The sequence below is a fragment of the Leucobacter fengyongliangi genome (assembly GCF_052386045.1).
In genome coordinates this window covers 899,773-926,085 of record NZ_CM126356.1, presented here as the reverse complement: position 1 = coordinate 926,085, position 26,313 = coordinate 899,773, and the positions used below count along the sequence as shown (strand labels likewise).

Below are 26,313 nucleotides of genomic sequence, written 5' to 3'. Positions count from 1 at the left end.
TTCACTTGTTCAGCCTACCCTGCGCGAAGTGCCGAACGCTGCGCCTGAGAGCGAGCGCCCCCGGCACGCACGTCGGTCACCAGGATCAGCTCGGCAGAATCACTCCCGAGGCGCAGCTCAAGTCCGTTCTCGGTTGCCCAGTCGACTAACTGGGCGGCGCTCTCGGGTTGTGCCTGGGTGCTTGCCAGTCGCCTCACCAGGTCGCCCTTCGCCGCCTTGTTGAAGTGGTTCAATGCCCTGATCACACCACTCTCGGAACGCTGAACCACCTGCAGTGTGGCACCCGAACCCTGCGGCAACGGCGCGAGTGCGGCATAGTCCTTCGACCGAAGGTCAAGGATCCAGCCCAAACCACGCCAGTCAATAGACTCGTGCGCAGATCGCCACACCGCTTGCAGGGATGCGCCACCATCGACCTGCAATCGCGAGCTCGCAGAGAGGCGGTACGCAGGAATCGGGTCATCGGCGCCGATCAGGCCAAAGAGGGAGGACTGCACCGACACGTGCGCCGAGATCCACTGGCGCGCGGCACCATCGAGATTGCTCACGTCAAGCGTATCGTAGAGCACACCGGTGTATCGTTCGATCGTCGGCAGCATCCCCGAGGTTTCAAGCTCCAAATTGTGCGCCAATTCAGCCCGCGACTTCGCACCGAGTTTCAGTGCGCGGATCGCGGCTGCCTCGTCAACGCTCAGCTCGCGAAGCGCACGCATCACCAGATCCCGCGCGGGTGCGAGCGCTGACGCGTGAGAGAGCGCTGAGCTTGCCCAATGCCCCGAACCTCCAGCCCGCTTGGTCTCGGAAGGCGGCAAGAACACCTGCATGGATTCCCCCTCGGCACACGAAAAGACCGGCCGTTGCTCAACGAGCTACGACCGGCCTCTTACGCTCAATCGAAAAGCTAGGCGTTCGCCACGATCGAAGCTTGGCTTGCCACGATGGTGATCACGTCGTGATCGACCGAGAGAAACCCGCCCTCTGCATCGACCCGAACCTTTTCGCCGCCGCTCGTGGTGACGCGAACCTCACCCTGAGCGAGCATGGCGAGCAGGGGCTCATGACCGCCAAGAATACCGATTTCGCCCTCGACCGTCTTCGCGATGACCTGCGAGGCGATGCCTGACCAGATCTCGCGGTCGGCTGAGACGACGCTGACTTGTAGTTCGGCCATGGTTTAGCCGTTCTCCTTCTGGATTTGCGCCCACTTCTCTTCAACGTCGCTGATCCCACCGACGTTGAAGAATGCCTGCTCTGCCACGTGGTCGAACTCACCCTTGGCGATCGCGTCGAAGGACTCAATGGTCTCCTTGAGCGGAACCGTCGAGCCCTCAACACCGGTGAACTTCTTCGCCATGTAGGTGTTCTGTGAGAGGAACTGCTCGATACGACGTGCGCGTGCCACAGTGATCTTGTCTTCCTCGGAAAGCTCATCGACACCAAGGATGGCGATGATTTCCTGCAGTTCCTTGTTCTTCTGGAGGATCTGCTTCACGGTGGTAGCGACGCGGTAGTGATCCTCGCCCAAGTAGCGGGGGTCGAGAATACGCGAGGTGGAGGTCAGCGGATCCACAGCCGGGTACAGGCCCTTTGAAGCGATCGCACGTGAGAGCTCAGTGGTCGCGTCGAGGTGGGCGAACGTCGTCGCGGGAGCCGGGTCGGTGTAATCGTCTGCAGGAACGTAAATAGCCTGCAGCGAGGTGATCGAGTGGCCACGGGTCGAGGTGATGCGCTCCTGGAGCACACCCATCTCGTCGGCGAGGTTGGGCTGATAACCCACGGCGGAGGGCATGCGACCCAGCAGGGTCGAGACCTCAGAACCGGCCTGGGTAAAGCGGAAGATGTTGTCAATGAAGAGCAACACGTCCTGCTTCTGCACGTCGCGGAAGTACTCCGCCATGGTCAGGGCCGAGAGTGCCACGCGCAGACGCGTTCCCGGCGGCTCATCCATCTGGCCGAAGACGAGGGCGGTCTTGTCGAAGACGCCAGCTTCTTCCATCTCGTGGATCAGGTCGTTGCCCTCACGGGTGCGCTCGCCCACACCGGCGAACACCGACACACCGCCGTGATCCTGCGCTACGCGCTGGATCATTTCCTGGATCAGGACGGTCTTGCCGACACCGGCACCGCCGAAGAGGCCGATCTTGCCACCCTGCACGTAGGGGGTCAGAAGGTCGATCACCTTGATACCGGTTTCGAACAGCTGAGTCTTCGACTCGAGCTGATCGAAGGCGGGCGGCGTGCGGTGGATGCCCCAGCGCTCGGTGACCTCAATGGTCTCCCCCTCGCCGAGGTTCAACACGTCGCCGGTCACGTTGAAGACCTTGCCCTTGGTGACGTCACCCACGGGCACGGTGATCGACTCGCCGGTGTCGAAGACTTCCTGGCCGCGAACGAGGCCGTCGGTCGGCTTCAGCGCGATGGCGCGAACAACGTTGTCGCCCAGGTGCTGAGCAACCTCGAGCACGAGCTTCAGCGGCTCTTGTCCATCGCCGAAATCGATCGTGGTCTGAAGAGCGTTGTACACCCCGGGAATCGCATCATGCGGGAACTCGATGTCAACGACGGGGCCGGTAACGCGAGCGATGCGCCCGGCAACCTTGGTGGTGGCCTGATCGGTCATGGTTTCTCTTTCTTCGTGGCGTGGCTAGTCAGACAGCGCGTCTGCGCCGCCAACAATCTCGGAAATCTGCTGTGTGATCTCCGCCTGGCGCGCGTTGTTTGCAAGGCGGGTGTAATCGCGGATCAGGGTGTCGGCGTTGTCGCTGGCCGACTTCATCGCCTTCTGCGTCGCAGCATGCTTTGCGGCAGCCGACTCAAGCAGGGCGTTGAAGATGCGTGACTCAATGTACGCAGGGAGCAAACGATCGAGCACGGTTTCCGCGTCGGGTTCGAATTCGTACAGCGATGTCGGGCCCGTTTCGGCCTGAGCGACGCCCTCGACAACCTGCAGGGGAAGCAGGCGATGAACCTGGGGCACCTGGCTGACCATGCTGATCAGGCGGTTGAATACGAGATGGATCTCATCAACCCCGCCCTCGGCTGCGTCAGTGTTGAACGCCTCGAGCAGCGCGTCAGTGATTTCCTTCGCAGTCTCGAATACGGGGCTTTCCGTTCCGCCACTCCAGATCCGCTCGGAGGCGCGGTTACGGAATTTGAAGTATCCCTGCGCCTTCCGGCCAATGAGGTAATACGTGACGGCTTTTCCTTCGGAGCGCAGCAATTCGCTGAGCTCTTCGGCCTCTCGCAGGACCTGCGAGTTGAACGCGCCGGCGAGGCCGCGATCCGAGGTGAAGATCACGACCGCAGCGCGGGTAATCGTCTCAGGCTCGGTCAACAGCGGGTGATCGAAATTCGAGTGCGTGGCGACTGCCGAGACAGCGCGGGTGATCGCGTTGGTGTAGGGCGAGGTCGCCTCGACCCGCGCCTTCGCTTTTTGAATGCGAGAGGCCGCGATCAGCTCCATCGCACGGGTGATCTTCTTGGTCGTCTGGGCAGATTTAATCTTCTGCCGGTAGACCCGAAGTTGCGCTCCCATGTCTCTCCTGTGTCTGGTAAGTCTGGCGTGATCTGGTTCCGTCTGGATCGTTGAGGGCCGCAGGGCGGCCCCCAACCGCGTCCGCTACTTCTTGGAAACGACCAGCTGCTCCTGCTTGATCTCTTCCTCGGGCAGTTCATCGAACTGCTCGTGAAGAGCCTGGCCAGCCGAGGTGCGGAACTCCAGCTTGAAGGCTGCGATCTTCGCCTCGATCTCAGCGAGTACCGCGTCGTCGAGCACGTTGGTCTCGCGGAGCGTGTTCAACGCCTCGGAGTTGCGACCGAGGTAGTCAAGGAACTCGCGCTCGAAGCGAAGAATATCAACCACCGGAACATCATCAAGGTGACCCTTGGTTCCGGCCCAGATCGATACGGTCTGCTCTTCAACCGGGTACGGCGAGTACTGCGGCTGCTTGAGCAGCTCAGTGAGACGCGCGCCACGGTCGAGCTGACGACGGCTTGCCGCATCAAGGTCAGAGGCGAACATGGCGAATGCCTCGAGCGAGCGGTACTGCGCAAGCTCGAGCTTCAACGTGCCCGAAACCTTCTTGATGGACTTCACCTGCGCGTCGCCACCGACGCGAGACACCGAGATGCCCACGTCGACCGCGGGACGCTGGTTCGCGTTGAAGAGGTCCGACTGGAGGAAGATCTGTCCGTCGGTGATCGAGATCACGTTCGTCGGGATGTAGGCCGAGACATCGTTCGCCTTGGTTTCAATGATCGGGAGACCGGTCATCGATCCTGCACCCAGCTCATCGGAGAGCTTTGCACAACGCTCCAACAGACGGGAGTGCAGGTAGAACACATCGCCCGGGTAAGCCTCGCGCCCCGGTGGACGACGCAGGAGCAGTGAGACTGCGCGGTAGGCCTCGGCCTGCTTCGACAGATCATCAAAGATGATGAGGACATGCTTGCCGCCGTACATCCAGTGCTGACCAATGGCGGAACCGGTGTAGGGGGCCAGGTACTTGAATCCAGCGGGATCAGAAGCGGGCGACGCAACGATCGTGGTGTACTCCATCGCGCCTGCCTCTTCGAGCGCTCCCTTTACGGAGGCGATCGTCGAGCCCTTCTGTCCGATGGCAACGTAGATGCAACGCACCTGCTTATTGACATCACCGGATTCCCAGTTGGCCTTCTGGTTAATGATCGTGTCGATAGCAATTGCGGTCTTACCGGTCTGACGGTCGCCGATGATCAGCTGACGCTGACCGCGACCGACCGGGATCATCGCGTCAATTGCCTTGATGCCAGTCTGCAGCGGTTCGTGAACCGACTTGCGCTGCATCACACCGGGTGCCTGCAACTCGAGCGCGCGGCGCCCTTCAATGTCGGTGATCTCGCCGAGGCCATCGATGGGCTTTCCGAGCGGATCGACTACGCGACCGAGGTATCCCTCGCCCACGGGCACTGAGAGCACCTCTCCGGTCCGAGTAACCTGCTGGCCCTCCTCGATGCCGGTGAACTCACCGAGCACGACGACACCGATCTGGTGTTCCTCGAGGTTCTGGGCGAGTCCGAGTGTGCCATCTGCGAAGCGCACCAGCTCGTTTGCCATGACGCCAGGGAGACCCGAGACGTGGGCGATACCGTCTGCTGCGTCGATGACGCTGCCGACCTCTGTCGTCGCTGCACCCGACGGCTCGTACGAGGAGGCGAAGTCCTTGAGAGCATCGCGAATCTCGTCTGGGCTGATTGTGAGTTCTGCCATTTCGTTTCCTCTGTCTGTACCGAAGCCGCCGGCCCCGGAGTGAAAAGTTGTGCTCTAGCCTGCGAGCTTGAGTCGGAGGTCGGCGAGACGTGAGCGGACGCTGCCGTCAATTACGTCGTTACCGATCTGGATACGGACTCCTCCGACCAGCGAGGGGTCGAGAACCGTCGTCACACGAACCGGACGGCCAGCGTTCTGCGCGAGCAACACCGAGAGTCGCTCCTGCTGAGCATCGCTCAGTGGGGCCGCAATCGTCACAGTAGCCAGTTCGTTTCCACCCTGGTCTGCTGCCACTCGCGCGCTGGAACGAAGTGCCGCGCTGAGCTTGCGGCCGCGAGGGTTCGCCACCAGGTGGCGAACGACGTTCAGTGCGGAGTTCGAGATCTTGCCAGCAAACAGGCGATCCACCAACACGATCTTGGCCGACGGATCACCCAATTTGTTGCCGAGGCTGAGCTCAAGCTCATGGCTCGAGTCGACCACACCCGCTGCCGAAAGCAACTCGTCGGCGAGCGCGGCGTTGGAATTCGCAATCGCACGAAGCCCGAGCTCTTCGAGGCCCGCAACAAACTCGGCCGGTGTCGACCAAGTTTGTGACACCGCGGACGAGAGAACCGACCGGGCGCCAGGGGATGCTGCAGAGAACAATCGCTCAACGAGCTTTGCCTTCTCCGATGCGGGGGCAGAGGCATCTGCGAGCGCTGCGAGTAGTGCCCGAGCCGAGCCGATCTGAGCCGAGGCAGAGAGCAAGTCTCCGCCAGCCTCAGCGCCAAGCAGCTCGGTTCCGAGCGTCGACTTGACGCGTGCCAATGCTTCGCGTGACGCGCTTCCCACTAGTTCGCTGCCTTCTCAGAGGCCTCGAGTTCGGCGAGGAAGCGATCGACCAGTGCCGAAGCCTTCTGATCGTTCGACAGCTGTTCGCCCACCACGCCAGAGGCGAGGTCGATAGCCAACGTTCCCACCTCGCGGCGGAGTGATACAACGGCACTCTGGCGCTCAGCTTCGATCTGCGACTGTGCGGCGTGGGTCACGCGAGCAGCCTCGGCCACTGCGTCTTCCTTTGCCTTGGCCACGATCTTGGAGGCATCTGCGCGAGCAGCGTCTCGGATATCGCCAGCTTCCTGACGGGCACCGGCGAGCTGAGCGTTGTACTCCTGCAGCGCAGCCTCGGCCTTTGCCTGAGCCTCATCAGCCTTTGCGATGTTGCCCTCAATTGCGGCCGCACGCTCGTCGAGCATGGTCTTCATCTTCGGGAGAAAAACCCTCCAGAATGCAATGAGGATGATCGCGAAGACAACTGCCGACCATACGATGTCGTAGGTCGCGGGAATGAGCGGATTTTGCGTCGCGCCTTCCTCGGCAGCGACATACACTGCGTTAATCATCGAGCCTCCCTTTCGAGACTAAGGAAAGGTGAGTGGCTTAGACGAAGATGAACGGCGTTGCAATCGCGATGAACGCGAGTGCCTCGGTGAACGCGATACCGATCCACATCAGCACCTGCAGACGGCCGGCCAGCTCGGGCTGACGTGCGACGCCCTCGATTGTCTTGCCGACAACGATACCCACGCCAATGGCGGGGCCGATGGCAGCGAGGCCGTAACCGACGGTCGCGATGTTTCCCGAGATTTCAGCGAGAACAGACACAGTAGGTGTTTCCTTCCGTATGGTGAGTGCGGCGGTTGCCGAACCCGTATTAGTGCTCTTCAGCCAGCGCGAGCTGGATGTAGACAGCGGTGAGCAAAGTGAAGACGTAGGCCTGCAGAGCTGCGACCATGATCTCGAAAAGGGTAAACGCAAAGCCGAAGGCGAAGGTTCCGATACCGAACAGCTTGAAGAATCCCTCTCCGGAGAAGAGGAAGAACTGAGTTGCAGCGAACAGCAGCACCAACAACAGGTGGCCGACCATCATGTTCATCAGCAATCGCAACGTCAGCGTGACTGGCCGAATGATGAAGGTCGAGATGAGCTCGATCGGAGTCACGATGATGTAAATCGGCTTCGGTACCCCGGCGGGGAAGAGCGAGTTCTTGAAGAACTTCTTGGGGCTCTTCTTTACTCCGGCGTAGATGAAGGTGACGTACGAGACGAGCGCCAGCACGAGCGGCAAGCCGATCACCGCCGAAGCGGCAATGTTGAGGCCCGGGACAATGCCGGTGATGTTAAACGCCAGAACGGTGAAGAACATCGCGGTGAGGATCGGCAAGAAGCGGCGACCATCAACCTTGCCAAGAAGGTCTTCTGCGATATTGACGCGGACGAAGTCGAGCGCCATTTCAGTGAGCGACTGGCCCCTGGTCGGGATGACTCGCATCTTGCGAGTACCCAGCCAGAACAGCACCAGTAGCAGCACGGTCATGAGAACGCGGATCATCATGATCCGGTTCATCGCAAACGGTGTGCCCTCAAACAGAACGATGTCGGGAAAAAACTCCGAAATCGACGGAGCATGAAATTCTTCCGCCATAAAGTTGAGGGTCGGGGTCACGAGTTGCACAGCGTTAGCGAACAGCGCCATTCTCCTGATTCGGGGTGTGAATTGCATCCACACAGCGGCGAACGATGGTCGTGCCCCCAGAACGCACAGGCACGCACCAATAGCGACCCGGCAGGGAACGTAACGATCCTATCAAGGATTCTTCCCTCGGCGAAACCGAGGCCCCGGATTCGTAGCTCAGCACAGAAACCTCGCGGCTGCCGCTCACGCGCCGCGGGCGTCTGAAACGTAGGGCATGCGTGTGCGTGTAACGATCAAGACGTCAATAATGAGCGAGACAAGCACCCCCGCGATCAGGGAGAAGAAAAGAATTCTGGTGTCAAGCCAGGTGGCATCGCGAAGAACGATCACGACGACGATGAAGGCCACCAATTTGATGAGCCATGCGCCCATGACGATCGCGAAAAAGATGACCACGAAGTTCTCACTGTTGATGAACTTCGCGTTTGCGAAGGCAATGCTGCCAATCGTGAGCCCGAGGAGCACAAACGCGAGTACCGCTCCAAGCACGCCGCCCAGAGCCCCCGGTGCCCCAGACACGAAGTATCCGACAACACCAAATCCCGCCATGAGCACACCTGTGGCAATTGCACCCAGCCCCAGCGCTCTCAGCAGTACGGGCTGAGAGGTAGGCAAACGTCGTTCTTCGGGAAGCGTGGTCTCGTCACTCACTCGACTGTGGTCCTCTCGTTGGTGGCGCGTTCTGCCTGCGACAACCGTAGCAAGCCGCGCTGGATGAGAATTGCACGTATTCGTGACACAGGTAGGAGCGTCACCACCACACAGAGCGCTGTCCCCAAGATCGCGACGAGCGCCGGCCACAAATAGTCCTGCATGGTGAAGACCATCAGGCACGCCACCGAGACGACCACCGTTCCGAGATAGAAGATGATGACTGCCTGCACGGGTGAATGGCCCATGTTCAGCAGGCGGTGGTGGAGGTGAAGCCGATCCGCCGTGAACGGACTCTTGCCCGCACGAAGCCGCCTGAACACAGCGAGTGAAAAATCGGCGAGCGGGAGAGCGAGCACTGCGACGGGAAGAATGATGGGAATGAAACTGGCAATCACCAGCTTCTGGTCGAGTTGACCTGGGTTCAGCTGACCCGTCACCGACACCGTCGAGGTGGCCATCAGAAGCCCGATCAACAGGGCGCCCGTGTCGCCCATGAACATCTTCGCTCGATGCCAGTTAAACGGGAGAAAGCCCGCCGCAATCCCCACGACGATTGCCGCTATGAGCGCGGCGAGTGAAATGGAGGGGTCAGCTCCCGTCTCTGCGACGAGGAGTTGCGTATAGATGAAGAACACGGAGTTTGCGATGATGGCCACGCCGGCGACAAGCCCGTCGAGGCCGTCGACGAAGTTCACCGCATTCATGACCAGCGTCATGAGGAAGACCGTGAGAATGAAATTCACCGTCGGCGAGCCCACGATAAGCGTGTCTCCGACAGGCAGCGAGACAATTTGCGCACCCTGCCAAGCGAGCAGACCTGCCGCGGCAAGCTGAGCCGCAAGCTTCACCATCCAGTCAAGATCGAGGAGGTCGTCAAGCACGCCCACCACAGCGATGATGGTGCAGGCACCCAGAAGAGCCCAGAGTTGCGTCGTCTCGGCAAAGACCTCGTCGAAATTGACGAGAAATGCCGCGACCAAGGCAGCCGCGAGGATGCCGAGATACATCGCCACGCCCCCCAGCCTCGGCGTGGGAGCGCTGTGCACGTCTCGCTCTCGCACCTCGGGCGCGAGCCCAAATCTCCGACTCAGACGCAACACTCCGGCTGAGGCGACAGCGGTGACTCCTGCCGCGACGGCGGTGACCACCAGGAATGGCAGCATCTCAGCCTTCGATCGTCACCTGAGGCAGTAAGGTCGCGATCGACTCCCGCGAGACACCACCAGCGCGCAGGATACGCAGGGTGCCGCCCTCGTTCGTCACACCCGTGGCGTCAACGATCGTCGATGCGGTGCCGTCGCCGACGACTGGCCCTGCATCGAGATACACTGCCACGGCATCTCCGAGCATGTCTTGCGCCTCGGTGATGGTGCGCGCAGCCGGGTCGCCGGTGGAGTTCGCTGACGAGACTGCGAGGGGGCCAGTCTCCTGCAACAGCTCAAGCGTCAGCGGCAGATCGGGAATGCGCAACGCGACGGTGCCACCCGTCTCCCCCAGGTCCCAACTCAGCGACGGCTGGGCCGGAAGCACGATGGTCAGCGGACCCGGCCAAAACGCATCGGCGAGCGCACGAACCGGATCCACTACCTCTGCAGCCAACGCGTCAAGCGTGGCGGTGTTCGGAATCAGTACCGGTGGAGGCGACTGCCGGCCGCGCCCCTTTGCGTCGAGCAATCGCTGCACCGCTTCTGGAGCGAACGCATCGGCCGCGACCCCGTACACCGTATCGGTGGGCAGCACGACGAGTTGCCCCCTACCGAGCGCCTGTCGCGCACTGCGCGCAGCCGCGAGCAGCTGGGCACTGTCGGAACAATCAAAGACCAAAGCCATAACCGAGAATCTTACTCTCCCCAAGGCTTTCCGGGCTGGGCCTCAGCGGATCGCTGTGGTCGCCCGGTCGCGACGCGTGAGATCTTGGTGCGTCGCGGCCTGTCGCCAGCCATCGGCTGCGAGCAGCGAGCGGATCGCCGCTCCCTGACTTTCCGCGTGTTCGAGCACCAGGGTGCCGCCTTCCACCACCAGCTCTCTGCCCACCCGGCTGATCACGCGTACGAGGTCGAGGCCGTCTGCCCCTCCGTAGAGGGCGAGCGCCGGGTCGTGATCGCGCACCTCTGGATCGCGGGGCACCATCGAGTCGGGCACGTACGGCGGATTCGAGATCAGCACGTGCACGAGACCCGCGAGCGCTTGCACGTGTTCGAGGGTCCGAGGAGTCGCAACTCCACCACGCACGCCCTGGTCTTGGTGGAATCGCGCCCTCTCGGCACGCGTTTCGTTGCCAACCTGGATTCGGGCATCCCCGAGCGGATCGAGATCGGCGACATCGCCCAACACAAGCTCGACTCGCCCATCGCCAAAGAGTTCCACGTTGCGAGTCGCCCAGGCGTGTGCCTCGCGACTCTTCTCCACGGCCCAGACGGTTGCGGTCGGCACCTCGGTTGCGAGAGCGAGAGCAATCGCGCCGCTGCCGGTGCACAGATCCACCGCGATTGGGTGTGGATCGGGCACGGCCTGCAGGGCATCGATCGCAAACTGGGCCACGACCTCAGTCTCGGGCCTTGGCACAAAGACCCCAGGGCCGACGTGCAACTCAAGCACGCGAAACGGGGCCCTGCCGGTGAGGTGCTGCAATGGGATTCGCCGGGCCCGCTCTGAGGCGAGATCGAGGATCGCCTCACGATCCGCCGGAGCGACCTCAATCCCGAGCAGCGAGAGCGCCTGCACGCGGCCACGTGATTCACCCAGCACGTGGGCCACGATGAGTTCCGCGTCTCCTCCGGCATGCTCGATCCCAGCGACCTCGAGCGTGTCTCGAATATCACGCAGCACATCCCCTACCGTCATCATTCCTCCACTGTGACACATCGGCGTAACAGCACTTCACATTCATAAGCCCTGGAAAGAGGTCAAATAACGAAGGGGTATAGTTTCATGTGGACTTGCACGACCACGAGGATTCACGAGGAAGATACCCATGGCACGCACTTTGAACAACATCACCGAGGCCCTCGGAAACACACCGCTTGTGCGGTTGAATCGCGTCACTGACGGCGCCGAGGCGGAGGTCTTCGCCAAGCTGGAGTTCTATAACCCCGCTGGCAGCGTGAAGGATCGTATCGGTGTCGCAATCATCGATGCCGCTGAGCAGTCGGGCGCACTCAAGCCGGGCGGCACAATTGTCGAGGGCACGAGCGGAAACACGGGCATCGCCCTCGCCCTAGTCGGCGCGGCGCGCGGATACCGGGTCGTGCTCACGATGCCCGAAACCATGAGCATTGAGCGTCGCAAGATGCTGCGGGCTTATGGCGCGGAGCTTGTGCTCACCGAGGGTCCCCTCGGCATGCGCGGCGCGGTCGATAAGGCGAAGGAGATCGTCGCCAGCACTCCCGGAGCAATCCTCGCAAATCAGTTCGGCAACGCGGCAAACCCGGCCATTCACCGCAAGACGACTGGCCCGGAGATTTGGAACGACACCGACGGACAGGTTGACATCTTTGTCGCTGGCATCGGCACTGGCGGCACGATCACCGGTGCGGGCGGCTTCTTGAAGGAGCAGAACCCGAACGTCAAGGTTGTCGCGGTGGAACCTCTCGACTCTCCGCTCCTGTCAGAAGGCACCGCTGGGCCACACAAGATCTACGGGCTCGGCGCGAACTTCGTTCCCGACATCCTCGATCGGGAGGTGTACGACGAGGTGATCGATGTCTCACTCCCCGATTCAATCGCGAAGGCGCGCGCGCTCGGCACCGACGAGGGTATCCTCACGGGCATCTCCGGGGGCGCGGCCGTCTGGGCAGCGATTGAGGTCGCGAAACGCCCCGAAAACGCTGGCAAGAAGATTGTGGTCATTGTGCCTGACTTCGGAGAGCGCTACTTCTCAACCGTTCTGTTTGAAGACTTGAACGACTGACCCGCCCGGTTCCCATGCCGCAGCTGCGGGTGTGCATCGTTTAACGATGCGTACCCGCAGCCGCATTTCCCCGGCCACACACGACGAAAGCAATTGAACGGTGAGTCTCTTTTCCCGAATGCGCGAAGACATTCAGTCAGCGAAGCGCCATGATCCGGCGGCACGGAGCGCCGCTGAAGTGTTTTTCGTGTATTCGGGCCTTCACGCCGTCTGGTGGCACGGCCTGTCACACGCACTGTGGCAGCGTGGGCTCCGCTTCGGCCCGCGAGCGATCTCTCAGCTCACCCGCTTCTTCACGGGGATCGAGATCCACCCGGGCGCACGTATTGGTCGGCGACTCTTCATCGACCACGGCATGGGCGTGGTGATTGGCGAAACCGCGGTGATCGGCGACGATGTGCTCATCTATCACGGCGTGACGCTTGGTGGCACGGGACACCACGGAGGAAAGCGGCACCCCACTATTGGGAATCGCGTGGTCATTGGGGCCGGGGCCAAGCTCCTCGGCAATATCACTCTCGGAGACGATTGCGCGGTTGGAGCGAATGCTGTCGTGGTGAGCTCGGCACCTCCTTGGAGCACACTGACCGGCATCCCGGCGGTGTCGCGTCCCCGCCGCGGCGCACCGCGTGCCGAGCTTCCCGACACGGCCGATTTCTACGTGATCTAAGCTCTCCCCCCGGGGTTTCCACCCACTAGCGCAGGCGTCGCCCGTGCTGCTGCATCCATCTTGCTGTTCGTCGCTGTTCGATGAGCATCATCATGATGCCCACGGCCCAAAAGGGGATCTGCACGGCAAACGCCCACCGGAACGCATCAAGCGAGTACGAGGAGGGTGAGCCGGCTCCTTGAACATCCAAGGTGAAACCGATGAGGAAAATCACGAGCAGCGACGAGGTGAAACCGGCAGTATTCACAAGCCCGGTCGCAAAACCAGCGAAGCTGCGCGGTGTATGAGAACGTGAAACTTCGAACGCGATCATAGAGGCTGGCCCGCCGACGGCGATGATGAACATGAGACTGGCCAGCAGCCACACGGGCGGGGTGCCGGGCCAGAGCAAGGTGACCACCCAGGCAAGCGCAATCGTCACCGCTATAGACATGACCATGCGGACCCGCCGTTCAACAAACCGCGAGCTGAGCGGTCCCAGGACCACCCCGCCCAGCATTGACGATACAATCATCAAGCTCAGCAGGCCAGAGGCAGTTGCCGCGGTCAGGCCCACACCTCCGGTGAGAAACGGGGTACCCCAGAGCAGCACGAAAGCGTTCGCCGCAAACGGCGCAGTGAAGTGCACCCAGTAGGCCAGTCTGACTCCGGGAATACTCAGCAGCCGACGACTCTTGTCGATGAACCCGAGCCCAGGAACACGTCGCATTTTCCCCGGATCCACCACTGCCATCATCGCGGTTGCCGGGGGCGCCAGCGCGGCGAGTTCTGAGGTGTTTTCGGTGCCGCCAAGTGATCTGGCTTCCCTGCTCGTACGCCCCAGTCTCCCGGTGACCCGCTCAAAGACGGTACCCGCATGCGGGTAGTCGCGAAGCACAAACACGCCAAGCAGCACGACGAGAAACCCGATGGCCGCGACGCCGAGGAATCCGGGCATCCACCCGAGCCCTCCAACGATGAGCGCGAGGGGAATGACCGAGACCAGCTGGCCTGTCTGACCAATGAGTCCGGTCGCCTGACCAACGATCGGGAGTTGGCGCAACGCAAACCAGGCAGGCAACATGCGCATGACGCTTATAAACGTGCATGCGTCTCCGGCCCCTACTAGCACGCGAGCAAGGATCGCGAACGACACGTCAACGACTGTCGCCATGAGAAGTTGCCCCGCGAGCATCAACACACCGCCCGTGAGGATCATCGCGGTCGGTCCGAAGCGGTCTAGGAACAGACCGACCGGGATCTGCAGCCCGGCATAGACCACCAGTTGGAGGGTACCGAACGTCGCAAGCGTGGTGGCATCTACGCCGAAGTGTTCCTGGGCCGCGGGGCCGAGCGCAGACAGCGACGATCGATTAATGACCGCAACGGCGTACGCCAGTGCAGCGACTCCCCACACCAGCCACGGCAGGAATGTATGAGAGCGGCGCATAGTGCCATGGTATCGTCCGCGCGGGGGCGGTCTGAGCGTCGCGAAACGTGCCCGGAGAGCCCTGTGGTTCGCCCTGCTAGGAACTCAGATCTGCGAGCCGAGCTTCTTCGTCGGCGCGAATGCACGAATCAATGACTGGCTCCAACGCCCCACTCATCACATGATCAAGGTTGTAGGCCTTGTACCCGGTGCGGTGATCCGCAATACGGTTCTCTGGGAAGTTATACGTGCGAATTCGCTCGGATCGGTCCATTGTGCGGATCTGGCTCGAACGATGGGCGCTTGCCTCCGCGTCCACCTCTTCCTGCCGCTTCGCAAGGATGCGCGCGCGCAACACCCGCATTCCGGCTTCGCGATTCTGCAGCTGCGATTTCTCGTTCTGCATGGCCACCACGATGCCGGTCGGCAAGTGAGTGATGCGCACGGCGGAGTCGGTCGTGTTGACGGATTGCCCGCCCGGCCCGCTCGAGCGGTACACATCAATCTTGAGATCGTTTTGATTGATTTCGATCTCGTCGGGCGCATCTACCTCGGGGTACACGAGCACGCCGGTGGTAGAGGTGTGGATACGACCCTGTGATTCGGTGACGGGCACGCGCTGCACACGGTGCACGCCACCCTCGTACTTGAGATGCGCCCAAACTCCTTGTGAAGGGTCAGTGGCGTTTGACTTGATAGCGACCTGCACGTTTTTGTAACCGCCCAGATCACTCTCATCCTTCTCGAGGATCTCTGTCTTCCAGCCCTTGCTTTCGGCGTAGTACATGTACATGCGCAGCAGGTCGGCCCCGAAGAGCGCCGACTCAGCGCCGCCTTCGCCGCCCTTGATCTCGAGGATCACATCGCGCGCATCGTCAGGGTCGCGCGGGATGAGGAGCCGCCGCACCTTCTCCTGAGCCTCTGCGAGTGCCTCTTCGAGGGCGGGAACCTCTTCGGCAAAGGCTTCGTCCTCCTTCGCGAGGTCACGCGCAGCAGCAAGATCGTCAGCAGTGTGCAGCCACGATTCGTGGGCGGCCTTAATCTTGCTGAGCTCCGCATATCGCCTATTCACCTTCTTCGCGCGAGCAGGGTCAGCGTGCAGGGCCGGGTCGGCCAACTCATCCTGCAGTTGCGTCAACTCGCTGAGGAGTGACTCCACCTGTTCGAACATCTTTCCTCCGCTGCTTGAAACTCGTCGCGTTCAGCCGTGCCGTCAGACGCGCACTGAGGTGCGCTGTACCAGCGCAAGATACTCAACATTCGTCGACGTCTCCTGCAGCTTGTTCAGGACCATCTCAAGGCCGTTCTGCTGACCCAACTCGACCACGGAGCGACGCACCTGGCCCAGCACATCGGCCTCGGCCTCACTCGTCAAGAGCTCTTCCCGACGCGTTGCCGAGCTGACGAGGTCGATCGCGGGAAACGTGCGTCGCGCGGCCAGCTCGTCCACGAGACGAAGCTCCATGTTCCAGACACCAGCAAGCTCCTCAAGGATGAGCTCGTCGGTGCGCGAGGTTGAATGTGCATTCGCCGTGGCGATGATGGTCAGCGATCCACCGTTTTCCAGGTTGCGTGCAGCTCCCAACAGACGCTTCACCGGCGCAAGAACCAGCGGGTCGAGGGTGCCGCCTGCGAGGCGGGCCGCAGCAGGACTCGTGAGATGGTGCGCCCGTCCCAAGCCGGTCACCGAATCTAGCAGGACGACCACGTCGTGTCCCAACTCAACGAGTCGCTTTGCGCGTTCGACCGCGAGCTCGGCAACGGTCGATTGGTCTTCTGCAGCGCGATCGAAAGTTGCCGCGATGACCTCGCCGTTGATGCTGCGCTGCAGCTCGGTAACCTCTTCGGGTCGGGCATCAAGCAGCACCAGCATGAGGTGCGCCTCGGGATGGTTGTGCGCCACACCGGCGGCAATGTGCCGGAGTGCCTGGGTCTTGCCCGACCCGCTGCCTCCCGTGATGAGACCGCGCTGCCCCAGCCCGATCGGCGTGAAGAGATCAATCATGCGCTGAGTGAACTCAGCCTTGCCGGTTTCGAGTCGAAGCCGTTGATCGGGATTGATCGGTGTCAGATCCTGGAAATCGACTCGATTCTGCTCGTCTTCGACGGGGCGCGAGTTGACCGTATCTACCTTGACGATCGCGTTGTACTTCTGACGACCTCCACCATCGGTGTCGCGAGGCTGGCGGATCGCGCCGACAACTGCGTCGCCCTTGCGAAGGCCGTACTTCTTGACTTGACCGAGTGAAACATACACGTCGTTCGTTCCCGGGAGGTACCCGCTCGTGCGCACGAAAGCGTAGTTGTCGAGCACGTCGAGAATGCCGGCGACGGGCAGCAGCACGTCGTCTTCGGTGATTTCTGGCTCAAGATCGTCAGGCTGGCCGCGGCGCTTGCGCTCGCGCTGACGGGTGCGACTCGACCGCGCAGGAGCCTCCCCGTTGCGGGCGGACGGTGTGTCACTTCCGCCCCTCTCGGCGCCCTCTGACTGCTGCTCGCCATCTTCGGTCTCACTGGACTCGGCGGGTCGGCGCGACTGACCGTTGCGTGAGCGACTACGCTGGTTTGACTGGGTCTTCTGATTCCCCTGGCCTCGCTGATTACTCGACCGGCCTTGGCCAGCCTCCGCTTCGGGATCTGACTCCGGCTGCGTCACTGCCGCTGGCACGGGCTCAGACTGAGCGGCTTCTGTGCTTTGTGGCGCATCGCTTGCCGGCGCATCGGCAACGGGTGCATCAGCCTCAACGGGCTTCTTGCGACTGCGCGTCGCACGACGCTTGGGCGCGACGGGAGCCTCGGCATCAGCAGATGCTGCATCTGGGGAAGCAGTCGCAGCCTGCCCATCGTCCACGGGTTCGTTGGACTGGGGCTGAGCCTGGGGCTCGGCCTCGACCGGCTTCTTGCGACTGCGCGTCGCACGCTTCTTCGGCGCTGCCGCCTCTTCGGCTACGGGGGTCTCAACGGCCTCGGCGCTCGACGCACGTGCCGCACGTGGCTTCTCTGCGGCCGTCTTCTCAGCGCCACGCTTCTGGGCGGCAGGCTTTTCAGCGGCACGGTTCTCGGAAGCGGGTTCAGATGCCTCGTTGGCCTGTGCCGCGGGAGGGGCAACCGCCTCGCCGGTAGCTGCGGTCGCCCGGCGCGATCGACGGCGCGCTGGGGCTGCCTCGGCGTTCGTAGGCTGGTCTGCTGCCTGCGCAGAAGTAGCCAGGGTTGCACCAGCTGCGGGTGCGTTGGTCTCGTTGGAGATGTGCTCCACGGTCATCCTTTCGGGAGAGGTGCCACGGGAACTCTCAGATACAATGCTCTGATGTTCGCGGCGATGCACGAGTGTGCGTCAGGATCGCCCGACGAAGCGGGCGAGGAAACGATCCACCACCGGGAGGGTTCACCACAACCCATAACATTCGGGGTGGAGATCCACTCTTTCACACACGCGGGAGAACCACGGCTACGCGGCGGGAATCTCTTCTACTGTAGCACCCTTGATATCAACAGCCAGGAACAACGCGCGCCAGCTGCCGCCGTGAGCCTCTGCCACCTTCGCTGCCGCGAGTCGCTCGGCAGGCCCGCTCGCGAGCACGAGGATCGAGGGCCCCGCACCGGAAACGACTGCAGCGTGCCCCGCCGCACGAAGTGCACCGATGAGGTCGCGAGTGAGCGGCATGGCTTCCCCGCGATAGTTCTGATGCAGCCGATCTTCGGTTGCCTCGAACAGCAGCTCTGGGCTCTGCGTGAGGGCCGCGACGAGCAGCGCAGAACGAGACACGTTGAACACCGCGTCTTCATGCGGGACCTGTGCCGGCTGCAGGCTGCGGGCAAGCTCGGTTGACATGGTGAAATCGGGCACGAGCACCAGCGGCGAGACACCCCGGTGCACCATGAGCCGCTTGAACCTCGGACCCTCGGCATTGGTCCAGGCAATGGTAAGCCCACCAAAGAGCGCAGGCGCGACATTATCTGGGTGACCTTCGAGCTCAGTCGCAAATCGCAAGAGTTGGTCGTCGCCGAGGCGCACCGGGTCTGTGGCATCGTGCGCGAGGAGGCCGGCGGCGATCATCACACCTGCCACGATCGCCGACCCCGACGACCCCATACCGCGGCCGTGTGGAATGCGATTGTGCGCCACGATATCGATACCGGGCATGGTGCGGCCCAAGCGGTCAAAGACGTGCCGTACCGAGCGGGCCACGAGATTCGTCTCGTCGGTGGGAACCTCCCCCGCACCCACTCCGTTTACCGCTACAGAGACGCCCGGGGTATCACGGGTCGCTACGGTGAGCTCGTCTCCGTGTGACAGCGCAATTCCCAGCGTGTCAAAGCCTGGACCGAGGTTGGCGCTCGTGGCCGGTACGTGCACCCGCAGTCGCGTCATGAGTTGCCCTCAAGGCGCAGCACACTCGTGACAGCCGTGACCGCCTCGCTGTCGCGCAACTCCTCGACGGTCGCCGCGAGGTCGGCCTCGCGCGCCCGGTGTGTACCGATAACGAGCGACGCGGTGCCGCGCGAGCCCTCGGGTACTGACTGTTCGACGCTCGACGCGGAAACACCGTGCTGTGCGAGAATCCCGGCGATGGTCGCGAGAACCCCAGCTTCGTCACGCACCTCGAGCATGATCTGGTAGCTCGTGGTCACCTCGCCAATCGGCAGAATGGGCAGGTCGGCGTGCGCGGATCCCGGGATACCAGGCCCACCCACCACGTGCCGGCGCGCGGCCGAGACTAGGTCGCCGAGTACCGCGGAGGCCGTCTCGACACCGCCGGCGCCGGCGCCATAGAACATGAGTTCCCCGGCCGCCTCTGCCTCGACGAAGACCGCGTTCTTCCCGCCGTGCACCGCTGCAAGCGGGTGATCGCGGCTGATCAGCGCCGGGTAGACCCGCGCGGAGACACCCTCGGTACCATCCGCCGCAGTGAGTCGCTCAGCGATGGCAAGAAGCTTGATCACATAGCCGGCGTGTTTAGCCGCTTCGACCTGTGCCAGGGTTACCCGCGTGATGCCCTCGCGGTACACGGAGTCGACAGGCACCTCAGTGTGAAAGGCGATGCGTGCGAGAATGGTCGCCTTCTGCGCCGCGTCATAGCCCTCGACATCAAGCGTGGGATCCGCCTCGAGATAGCCGAGCTCGGCAGCCACGCGCATCGCGTCCTCGGCGCTGTCGCCAAAGCGATCCATCCGATCGAGAATGTAGTTCGTCGACCCGTTCACGATACCCAACACCCGAGTAACGTGGTCACCCGCGAGGCTCTCACGCAGCGGACGAATGATCGGGATCGCGCCAGCAACCGCAGCCTCGTAAGACAGCTGGGCACCGACCTGCTCGGCCGCCTCGCTCAGTTCGGGGCCGTGCGCGGCAATCAACGCCTTGTTTGCGGTAACCACGTCGGCTCCGCCCTCAATCGCGCGCAAGATCAACGAGCGAGCGGGCTCGATGCCGCCCATCAGCTCCACGACCACATCAGCACCGAGCACCAGTTGCTCGGCATCGGTCGTGAACAGCTCACGGGGCAACTCCACGTCGCGTCGCGCGTCAATGTCGCGCACGGCGATACCGGTGAGCTGCAGATTGGCCCCAATGCGGGCCGCCAACTCGTCGCCATGGTCGAGGATAAGCCTCGCAACTTGAGCGCCCACTGAGCCGCAGCCCAGGAGCGCAACGCGAAGATCGCGGTAACCGTTCACTTCGTTACTCCGTTCGATTTGTTGTGGCATGTGTGATGTCGAGGAAAGTGGTGGATCGCGAATCGCCGCGCGGCGCTCCGTGCGAGCGCCCTAGAACACACTCCGCGCGAGCAGGTCGGCCTCGGTTTCGCCACGCACGATCACTCGCGATGTACCGTCTCTCACGGCAACCACCGCGGGCCGCGGCACGTAATTGTAGTTGCTCGACATCGACCAACAGTAGGCCCCGGTCGCTGCCACCGCAAGGATATCGCCCGGGGCAACGTCACCGGGAAGCAGATCACGGTTCACGACGATGTCGCCCGACTCGCAGTGCTTGCCCACTACGCGCACGAGCGCGGGCTCGGCATCGCTGCGCCGGTTCGCAAGGCGCACCTGATAGTCGGCACCGTACAGAGCCGGACGAGGGTTGTCGCTCATCCCCCCGTCGACGCTGACGTACAGCCGCTCGGCAGAACCCAGATCCAGGCTCTCTCGCTCAGCGTCGCTGCCCGCGAGCTGCACCGGCTTCGTCGTGCCCACCGTGTAGAGGGTGATGCCCGCTTGCCCAATGATCGACCGACCTGGTTCAAAGGCGAGCTTCGGAATCGCGATGCCCGCGGCGCGGCAGGTATCTGCCACGATGTCGGCGAGTTCCCGCGCGATTGTGGCAACATCTGGAGCTTCGCTCGCCTGTGCTGAGGTGTAGGCGATGCCGAACCCTCCGCCGAGGTTGAGCTCTGCAATCGGGGTGCCGGTGATACCCGCCAGGTCCGCGTATACACCGATGAGGCGCCTTGCAGACTCGCGAAACCCGTCGGTCGCGAAAATCTGTGATCCGATATGGCAGTGCAGGCCCATGAAATCGAGGCTCTCGTGGCTGACGATGGCCCGCACGAGCTCGGTCGCTCGAGGGAGCGGCAGGCCGAACTTCTGGTCTTCGTGCGCGGTAGCCAGGTAGTCATGCGTCCCGGCGTGCACGCCGCTGTTGACGCGCAGACGAACGCGCTGGCGAATCCCCGCGGCTGCCGCGGCCCGCGCTACCCGTTCGATCTCCTGCTCGCTATCGAGCACGATCGTGCCCACGCCAGCGCCTACCGCGCGCTCAATTTCGGCGACCGACTTGTTGTTCCCGTGGAAACCGATGCGCGCCGGATCTATGTCGGCGGCGAGCACCACCGCGAGTTCCCCGCCGCTCGCAACATCGATGTTGAGGCCCTCCTCCGTCATCCACCTGGCGACCTCGACGCAGAGAAACGCCTTACCCGCGTAGTAAACAGTCGCCTCGGTGCCGACGCGGGCAAATTCTCTCTGCAACGCGGCGCGCACTTCACGGGCCCGGAGCCGGGCCGCGTTCTCGTCGATGACGTAGAGCGGTGATCCATATTCTTCCACGAGATCAGTCGCCGTGAGATTCCCAAGTTTCAGTCTCCCGCAATCGCGCCCTCGACGCGAAGTTGGCGGGTAGACACGTGGATCGATCGCGTTCGGGTCGACGGCAGCACTCACCCCACAAGCTTACCGCCCTCGGCATACTCCCCCGTGGACCGGCTACGCGCAGGTGCCGAGCTCGAGTTGCGCGGGGTTCGCGATGATGTCAGGAGCGAGGCTCGCGGCCACGGTCACTGCGCCCGTCGACGAGAAGCGAATCTCAGTGAGGGTGACTCCCGCGGGGAGTTGGTCGCGCACACACACCGAATGCGGCTTCAGTATCCCGTCGAGGGAGGTACCCGCGATTTGGCGAATCTGCTCGGCAGTGAGATCCGCCCCCGCCGCACTCACCGCGGTGGGCTCAACCAGGAGATCGCCATCGCTCACCGCAACAGCGAGACTCGCCTCGATGGGTATCCTCACGCCAAACATGGAAATGTCTCGTCCAAGCCGGAGCTCACCGCCAGTGACTCCGCCCGTATTCGCGACACCCGAGGTCACGAGCGCGATCACGGAGCCCAACTGATCTGCGGGAATCGTGACCGACGCGTCGGCCGCTTCCATTGGGCGACCAGTCGCGTCGTACGGCAGAGCCTGGGCCGATGCCGCCACCGTCACGGTGATGCCTTCGAGTACTGTCACCTGCGGCACCCGGATCGACACGTCGCCAACGTTGCCCGCGAGTGCGCTCAGCAACGCCGACCCTTCGACTGTCACGTCGACTGGGTGGTCGACGGTCATGCCGAAGCTGTCTCTCACCGCACTCGCGACGATGCCGGGCACAATGAGCCTGAGCGCCAGCTCGGCCGCGCCCGCGAGCGCCGCGAATACCAGCACGATACCCAGCACCCGCAGTGCCCAGCGCGGCCTCCGTGGTGTCGCTTCCGCAGTCGCAGCCGCGGTCATTGCTAGAGCCGTTCCGGCGCGCTGACACCCAGCAAATCGAGACCGTTGCGGATCACTTGACCGGCCGCGTCGTTCAGCCACAGGCGCGTGCGATGCAGGTCGCTCACCGGCTCCTCGCCGAGCGGAATCACCCGGCAGTTGTCATACCAGCGGTGATAGGCGGCCGCCAGCTCCTCGAGGTAGCGCGCCACCCGATGCGGCTCACGCAGCTCGGCGGCACCAGCGACGATGCGCGGGTACTCCTGGAGTTTGCCGAGCAGATCCGACTCGGTGTCATGGGTGAGCAGCGCAGGCTCAAAGGTGCTCCGATCCACACCCGCGAGAACGGCGTTGCGATCCACCGCGCAGGTGCGCGCGTGCGCGTACTGCACGTAAAACACCGGATTGTCATTCGTGCGGCTGCGCAGCTTTTCACCTTCGAGCGAGAGCGGAGAGTCGGCGGGGTAGCGCGCGAGCCAGTAGCGCAGCGCGTCGCTGCCGAGCCACTCGAGCAGGTCGTCAAGCTCGATGATGTTGTTCGCCCGCTTTGAGAGCTTCGCGCCGTTGAGGTTGACCAGCTGACCGATGAGGACCGTAATATCGGTCTCGATGTTGTCGCCCGCAGCTCCCGCGAGCGCAGTGAGGCGGCCAATGTAACCGTGGTGGTCAGCCCCGAGCAGGTAGATCTTCTCGCCGAAACCGCGATCCTTCTTGGTGAGGTAGTAGGCGGCATCCGCGGCGAAGTAGGTGTAGATGCCGTTGCCGCGGGTGAACACGCGATCCTTGTCGTCTCCGAAGTCGGTGGTGCGCACCCAAATCGCGTCGTCTGCCTCAAACACGTGCCCCTGCTCGCGCAGCCGGTCGACCGCGGCCTCGATGGGGCTCTGCTCCCCGTTCGCGCCGGGTGTGTGCAGGGTGCGCTCGGAAAAGAAGACGTCAAAGTGCACGTTGAAGCGCTCGAGCGAGTCCTTGATATCAGCGAGCTGTCGCTGATACGCGGTCTCCTGCGCCAGTTCGAGTGCCTCGTCTCGCGGCAGATCCGCGAGATTCGGGATCTCGCCGCGCACATGCGCGCCCAGTGACTGAATGTATTCACCCGGGTAGGCATCCTCAGGAGCGGGCTCACCGAGCGCCGCCGCCAGAACCGATCGACCGAACTTGTTCATTTGCGAACCGGCATCGTTGATGTAGTACTCGTTGGTGACCTCGGCCCCGGCTGCTCGCAGGACACGAGACAGCGAATCGCCAAGCGCAGCCCAGCGAGTGTGGCCCATGTGCAGCGGGCCGGTGGGGTTCGCTGAGACGAACTCGAGGTTGATCTTCTGGCCGGCAAGAACGGTGCCCCGCCCGTAGCCTTCACCCTGCTCGAGGATTCGACGCGCAGTCTCGCCCGCGCTGGCCGCATCGAGGGTGATGTTGATGAAGCCAGGCCCGGCAATCTCGGCCTTCGCGATGCCGTTGATTTCGGAGATCCGCTGTACGATCTCGACGGCAAGTTCACGCGGGTTCGTGCCGATCCGCTTCGCGAACTTCATCGCGAGGTTCGAAGCCCAGTCACCGTGCTCGCGGTTCTTGGGTCGCTCTGGTTCAGCGTCCGATTCGGTCACAACGATCTCGACACCGCGTTCTGCGAGGAGTTCGTTGAGGATACGGGCGAGAGCGCTGGCAAGTTCTTGGGGGGTCACGAGTGACCATTCTACGTGCGGCATCGCGACGGAAGCTCCGAGCGTGAAACGGGGTCTCCAATTGCGCTAGGATTGTCAGGTCGCCTCCGTAGCTCAGGGGATAGAGCGCCGGTTTCCGGTACCGTAGGTCGGGGGTTCGAATCCCTCCGGGGGCACTGAATTATGCGCAGAGCATCGCTCTGCGCATTCAGGGTCCCGTGCCGTCCACGACGGCAGCCAACGGAGCGAAGCGCCCGGTGGGGCACTGAGCATTTGCACGAAGCAAGGCTTCGTGCGCGAAGTGCACCCAATCGCCACTGCGATTGCCCACGGAGCGAAGCGCGGGGTGGGGCCCACGGGCATCTGCCGTCAGCGGCTCGGGCTGCGCTGCGGAAACAGCGCCAGTACCAACAACACCCCCACCACTCCACCCACAAGCTGCGCAACGATGAATGGCAGCACAGAGACTGGCGCAATCCCCGCAAACGTGTCGGAAAACATTCGGCCAATCGTCACCGCGGGGTTTGCGAACGATGTGGAGGATGTGAACCAGTAGGCCGAGCCAATATACGCACCGACGGCCGGGCCGATGACGAGTGGTCCACGCCCTGACCGGGCAAGGGTAAAGATCAAAAGCACGAGGCCCGCGGTGGCCACAACCTCGGCGAGCAGAGTTCCCGGGGTGACCCGATCGGTAGCGGAAAGGCTGGTCGGCAGATCAAACATGAGGTTCGCGAGCACCGCTCCCCCGATGCCTCCGATGACCTGTGCCAGCACGTACGGGGCAAGATCCCGACCCGCAAACCCGCCCCGAGCGCGACGACCAACAAACCAGTCGGCGAGTGTGACCACCGGGTTGAAGTGGGCCCCCGAGACCGATGCCAGGATGAGTATCAGCACGGCCAGGCCGAGCGCGGTGGCAAAGCTGTTCTCAAGGAGCTGCAGCCCGATGTCACCCGGCGACAACTTGCTGGCCGCGATTCCGGAGCCGACCACTACAGTCACCAGCAGTCCGGTGCCGAGGAATTCTGCCAGCAGCCGCCGCCAGAGCGACGGGACAGATATAGATGTCATGTTGTGCTCACTCATGTCGATACTCATTCACTGGGTCGTGGCTGTCCCGCCGACCCACCTTGACGGTGGGCATCATCGATGTTTCGACGTGTGGCGACGCATGTGACTATAATCGATAAGTGTCGATATAGACGAATCTCGATATAACTTCGTCGCGGCGTTGGCATTCACACCCAGGCATCCGTAGGGGGCACCTCATGAGCACCACACCGACCGAGACCAACCTCGCCTGCTCGCCGACCGAGTCGCACGCCATGGGCACGGAGGCGGCCCAATCACTTGCGGCCACCCTCAAAGGACTGGCTGATCCGCTGCGGCTACGGATGTTGTCTGCAATTGCCGCAGATCCGCGTGGGGAATCCTGCGTGTGCGATCTCGCAGAACTCAGTAGTGTCGCGCAGCCCACCGTTTCGCACCACCTCAAGGTGCTCAAGGATGTCGGGTTACTTGAATCCGACCGCCGCGGCACCTGGGTGTGGTATCGCATCCCGGCAGACCGCCGCGCGGCCGTCACCGCGCTACTCGACTCTTTTGCTCCGGCCGCGGTGGCTGACGACGCTTTCCCCCGCCCCCAGGCACCCCTGCCCAATCTTGACGAGCGAGTCACTCATCTCGCAGAGCAACTCGCGGCGACCCACCCCGACCTCCCACGCAGCGAGGTGTTGTGGCTCGTTCGTGAGTCCTATGCCTCGCTTGCCCGCACTGCACGGGTCGCCACCCACCTCATTCCCCTCACCGAACGATTCGCCAAGCAGCGGATCGCCGATCTGCATCGAGACCGTGAGCATTCCGGTCCGCAAGTATTGTTCGTCTGCGTACAGAATGCAGGCCGTTCGCAGCTTGCCGCGGCCCTCGTAAACAAGCTCTCGGGCGGAAAAGTGGTCGCCCGCTCCGCAGGGTCGGCGCCGGCCGCTCACGTCCATCCTCACGTGCACGACCTCCTGGTGGAGATCGAGGGCGATCGAGCCGATGAGCGATTTCCCAAGCCACTCACCGACGATGCTGTGCGTGCCGCCGATGTCGTGGTCACGATGGGTTGCGGTGATGTCTGTCCCATCATTCCGGGCGTCCGCTACGAAGACTGGGCTGTGGGCGACCCGGCACTCGCCTCTCCCGAGGGCGTCGCGGCGATCCGCGACGATATCGCGGCCCGCGCACAGGCGCTTATTTCAACCCTCACCACTCACGATTAG

General features: G+C 62.8%; 25 protein-coding genes and 1 tRNA gene. 4 read left to right on the top strand and 22 right to left on the bottom strand.

Going from position 1 to position 26,313, the window contains the following annotated elements:
- Positions 1–14: 14 nt before the first annotated feature.
- The 13 genes from ACTNFK_RS04360 to ACTNFK_RS04300 form a co-directional block, all read right to left on the bottom strand.
- Positions 15–824, bottom strand: coding sequence for a YaaA family protein (locus tag ACTNFK_RS04360; RefSeq protein ID WP_435936212.1), 810 nt, complete (start codon positions 822–824; stop codon positions 15–17).
- A gap of 77 nt (positions 825–901) precedes the next feature.
- Entirely contained in the window at positions 902–1,171 is a 270-nt protein-coding gene (locus ACTNFK_RS04355; protein WP_433645971.1) for a F0F1 ATP synthase subunit epsilon, read from the bottom strand.
- 3 nt (positions 1,172–1,174) lie between these two features.
- Positions 1,175–2,620 carry a F0F1 ATP synthase subunit beta gene (atpD, locus tag ACTNFK_RS04350; protein WP_433645972.1) on the bottom strand — a complete coding sequence of 482 codons (1,446 nt, stop codon included), beginning with the start codon at positions 2,618–2,620 and terminating at the stop codon, positions 1,175–1,177.
- A 24-nt stretch (positions 2,621–2,644) separates the two neighbouring features.
- Complete coding sequence (locus ACTNFK_RS04345) at positions 2,645–3,535, bottom strand: F0F1 ATP synthase subunit gamma (protein WP_433645973.1); 891 nt, start codon at positions 3,533–3,535, stop codon at positions 2,645–2,647.
- Positions 3,536–3,619: 84 nt separating this feature from the next.
- On the bottom strand, positions 3,620–5,248 hold the full coding sequence (gene atpA, locus ACTNFK_RS04340; RefSeq protein WP_435936211.1) for a F0F1 ATP synthase subunit alpha: 1,629 nt from the start codon (positions 5,246–5,248) through the stop codon (positions 3,620–3,622).
- Positions 5,249–5,302: 54 nt separating this feature from the next.
- Positions 5,303–6,082, bottom strand: a complete 780-nt coding sequence (locus ACTNFK_RS04335; protein WP_435936210.1) for a F0F1 ATP synthase subunit delta — start codon at positions 6,080–6,082, stop codon at positions 5,303–5,305.
- Positions 6,082–6,633, bottom strand: a complete 552-nt coding sequence (locus ACTNFK_RS04330; protein ID WP_433645976.1) for a F0F1 ATP synthase subunit B — start codon at positions 6,631–6,633, stop codon at positions 6,082–6,084. The genes ACTNFK_RS04335 and ACTNFK_RS04330 overlap by 1 nt, the downstream gene beginning before the upstream one ends.
- Positions 6,634–6,670: 37 nt before the next feature.
- Positions 6,671–6,895, bottom strand: a complete 225-nt coding sequence (gene atpE, locus ACTNFK_RS04325) for an ATP synthase F0 subunit C (RefSeq protein WP_433645977.1) — start codon at positions 6,893–6,895, stop codon at positions 6,671–6,673.
- Positions 6,896–6,944: 49 nt separating this feature from the next.
- A complete protein-coding gene (gene atpB, locus ACTNFK_RS04320) occupies positions 6,945–7,766 on the bottom strand; it encodes a F0F1 ATP synthase subunit A (RefSeq protein ID WP_435936209.1) in 822 nt (273 codons plus the stop codon).
- Positions 7,767–7,949: 183 nt separating this feature from the next.
- A complete protein-coding gene (locus ACTNFK_RS04315; protein WP_435936208.1) occupies positions 7,950–8,417 on the bottom strand; it encodes a Cg1360 family ATP-synthase-associated protein in 468 nt (155 codons plus the stop codon).
- Positions 8,414–9,583 (bottom strand): MraY family glycosyltransferase, encoded by a 1,170-nt coding sequence (locus tag ACTNFK_RS04310; protein WP_435936207.1) that lies wholly within the window; start codon positions 9,581–9,583, stop codon positions 8,414–8,416. The genes ACTNFK_RS04315 and ACTNFK_RS04310 overlap by 4 nt, the downstream gene beginning before the upstream one ends.
- 1 nt (position 9,584) lies before the next feature.
- The gene (locus tag ACTNFK_RS04305; protein WP_435936206.1) at positions 9,585–10,250 is read right to left on the bottom strand and encodes an L-threonylcarbamoyladenylate synthase; all 666 of its coding nucleotides are present in this window, start codon (positions 10,248–10,250) and stop codon (positions 9,585–9,587) included.
- A 42-nt stretch (positions 10,251–10,292) separates the two neighbouring features.
- The gene (locus ACTNFK_RS04300) at positions 10,293–11,267 is read right to left on the bottom strand and encodes a N5-glutamine methyltransferase family protein (RefSeq protein ID WP_435936205.1); all 975 of its coding nucleotides are present in this window, start codon (positions 11,265–11,267) and stop codon (positions 10,293–10,295) included.
- 127 nt (positions 11,268–11,394) lie between these two features.
- Here ACTNFK_RS04300 and cysK point away from each other — a divergent pair, with 127 nt between their 5' ends.
- On the top strand, positions 11,395–12,330 hold the full coding sequence (gene cysK, locus ACTNFK_RS04295) for a cysteine synthase A (RefSeq protein ID WP_433645983.1): 936 nt from the start codon (positions 11,395–11,397) through the stop codon (positions 12,328–12,330).
- A 100-nt stretch (positions 12,331–12,430) separates the two neighbouring features.
- Complete coding sequence (gene epsC / locus ACTNFK_RS04290) at positions 12,431–13,000, top strand: serine O-acetyltransferase EpsC (protein ID WP_435936204.1); 570 nt, start codon at positions 12,431–12,433, stop codon at positions 12,998–13,000.
- Positions 13,001–13,025: 25 nt separating this feature from the next.
- Here epsC and ACTNFK_RS04285 read toward each other — a convergent pair whose 3' ends face one another.
- From ACTNFK_RS04285 to argS, 8 genes are all read right to left on the bottom strand, one after another.
- The gene (locus tag ACTNFK_RS04285) at positions 13,026–14,429 is read right to left on the bottom strand and encodes an MFS transporter (protein ID WP_435936203.1); all 1,404 of its coding nucleotides are present in this window, start codon (positions 14,427–14,429) and stop codon (positions 13,026–13,028) included.
- A 76-nt stretch (positions 14,430–14,505) separates the two neighbouring features.
- A complete protein-coding gene (gene prfA / locus ACTNFK_RS04280; RefSeq protein WP_435936202.1) occupies positions 14,506–15,579 on the bottom strand; it encodes a peptide chain release factor 1 in 1,074 nt (357 codons plus the stop codon).
- A 42-nt stretch (positions 15,580–15,621) separates the two neighbouring features.
- Positions 15,622–17,664, bottom strand: a complete 2,043-nt coding sequence (rho, locus tag ACTNFK_RS04275; RefSeq protein WP_435936201.1) for a transcription termination factor Rho — start codon at positions 17,662–17,664, stop codon at positions 15,622–15,624.
- Positions 17,665–17,856: 192 nt separating this feature from the next.
- Positions 17,857–18,780 carry a homoserine kinase gene (gene thrB / locus ACTNFK_RS04270; protein WP_433645989.1) on the bottom strand — a complete coding sequence of 308 codons (924 nt, stop codon included), beginning with the start codon at positions 18,778–18,780 and terminating at the stop codon, positions 17,857–17,859.
- Positions 18,777–20,117, bottom strand: coding sequence for a homoserine dehydrogenase (locus ACTNFK_RS04265; protein ID WP_433645990.1), 1,341 nt, complete (start codon positions 20,115–20,117; stop codon positions 18,777–18,779). The genes thrB and ACTNFK_RS04265 overlap by 4 nt, the downstream gene beginning before the upstream one ends.
- A 60-nt stretch (positions 20,118–20,177) precedes the next feature.
- Complete coding sequence (gene lysA / locus ACTNFK_RS04260) at positions 20,178–21,575, bottom strand: diaminopimelate decarboxylase (RefSeq protein ID WP_433645991.1); 1,398 nt, start codon at positions 21,573–21,575, stop codon at positions 20,178–20,180.
- Positions 21,576–21,617: 42 nt separating this feature from the next.
- The gene (locus ACTNFK_RS04255) at positions 21,618–22,403 is read right to left on the bottom strand and encodes an LmeA family phospholipid-binding protein (protein WP_435936200.1); all 786 of its coding nucleotides are present in this window, start codon (positions 22,401–22,403) and stop codon (positions 21,618–21,620) included.
- Positions 22,404–22,405: 2 nt separating this feature from the next.
- On the bottom strand, positions 22,406–24,067 hold the full coding sequence (argS, locus tag ACTNFK_RS04250) for an arginine--tRNA ligase (RefSeq protein WP_435936199.1): 1,662 nt from the start codon (positions 24,065–24,067) through the stop codon (positions 22,406–22,408).
- Between the two features lie 82 nt (positions 24,068–24,149).
- Here argS and ACTNFK_RS04245 point away from each other — a divergent pair.
- A tRNA-Arg gene (locus ACTNFK_RS04245) sits at positions 24,150–24,222 on the top strand.
- 193 nt (positions 24,223–24,415) lie between these two features.
- On the opposite strand, the gene ACTNFK_RS04240 is transcribed toward ACTNFK_RS04245, so the two are convergent.
- A complete protein-coding gene (locus tag ACTNFK_RS04240) occupies positions 24,416–25,135 on the bottom strand; it encodes an MIP/aquaporin family protein (protein ID WP_435936198.1) in 720 nt (239 codons plus the stop codon).
- A 182-nt stretch (positions 25,136–25,317) separates the two neighbouring features.
- Between ACTNFK_RS04240 and ACTNFK_RS04235 the strand changes: the two genes are divergently transcribed.
- The gene (locus ACTNFK_RS04235; RefSeq protein WP_435936197.1) at positions 25,318–26,313 is read left to right on the top strand and encodes a metalloregulator ArsR/SmtB family transcription factor; all 996 of its coding nucleotides are present in this window, start codon (positions 25,318–25,320) and stop codon (positions 26,311–26,313) included.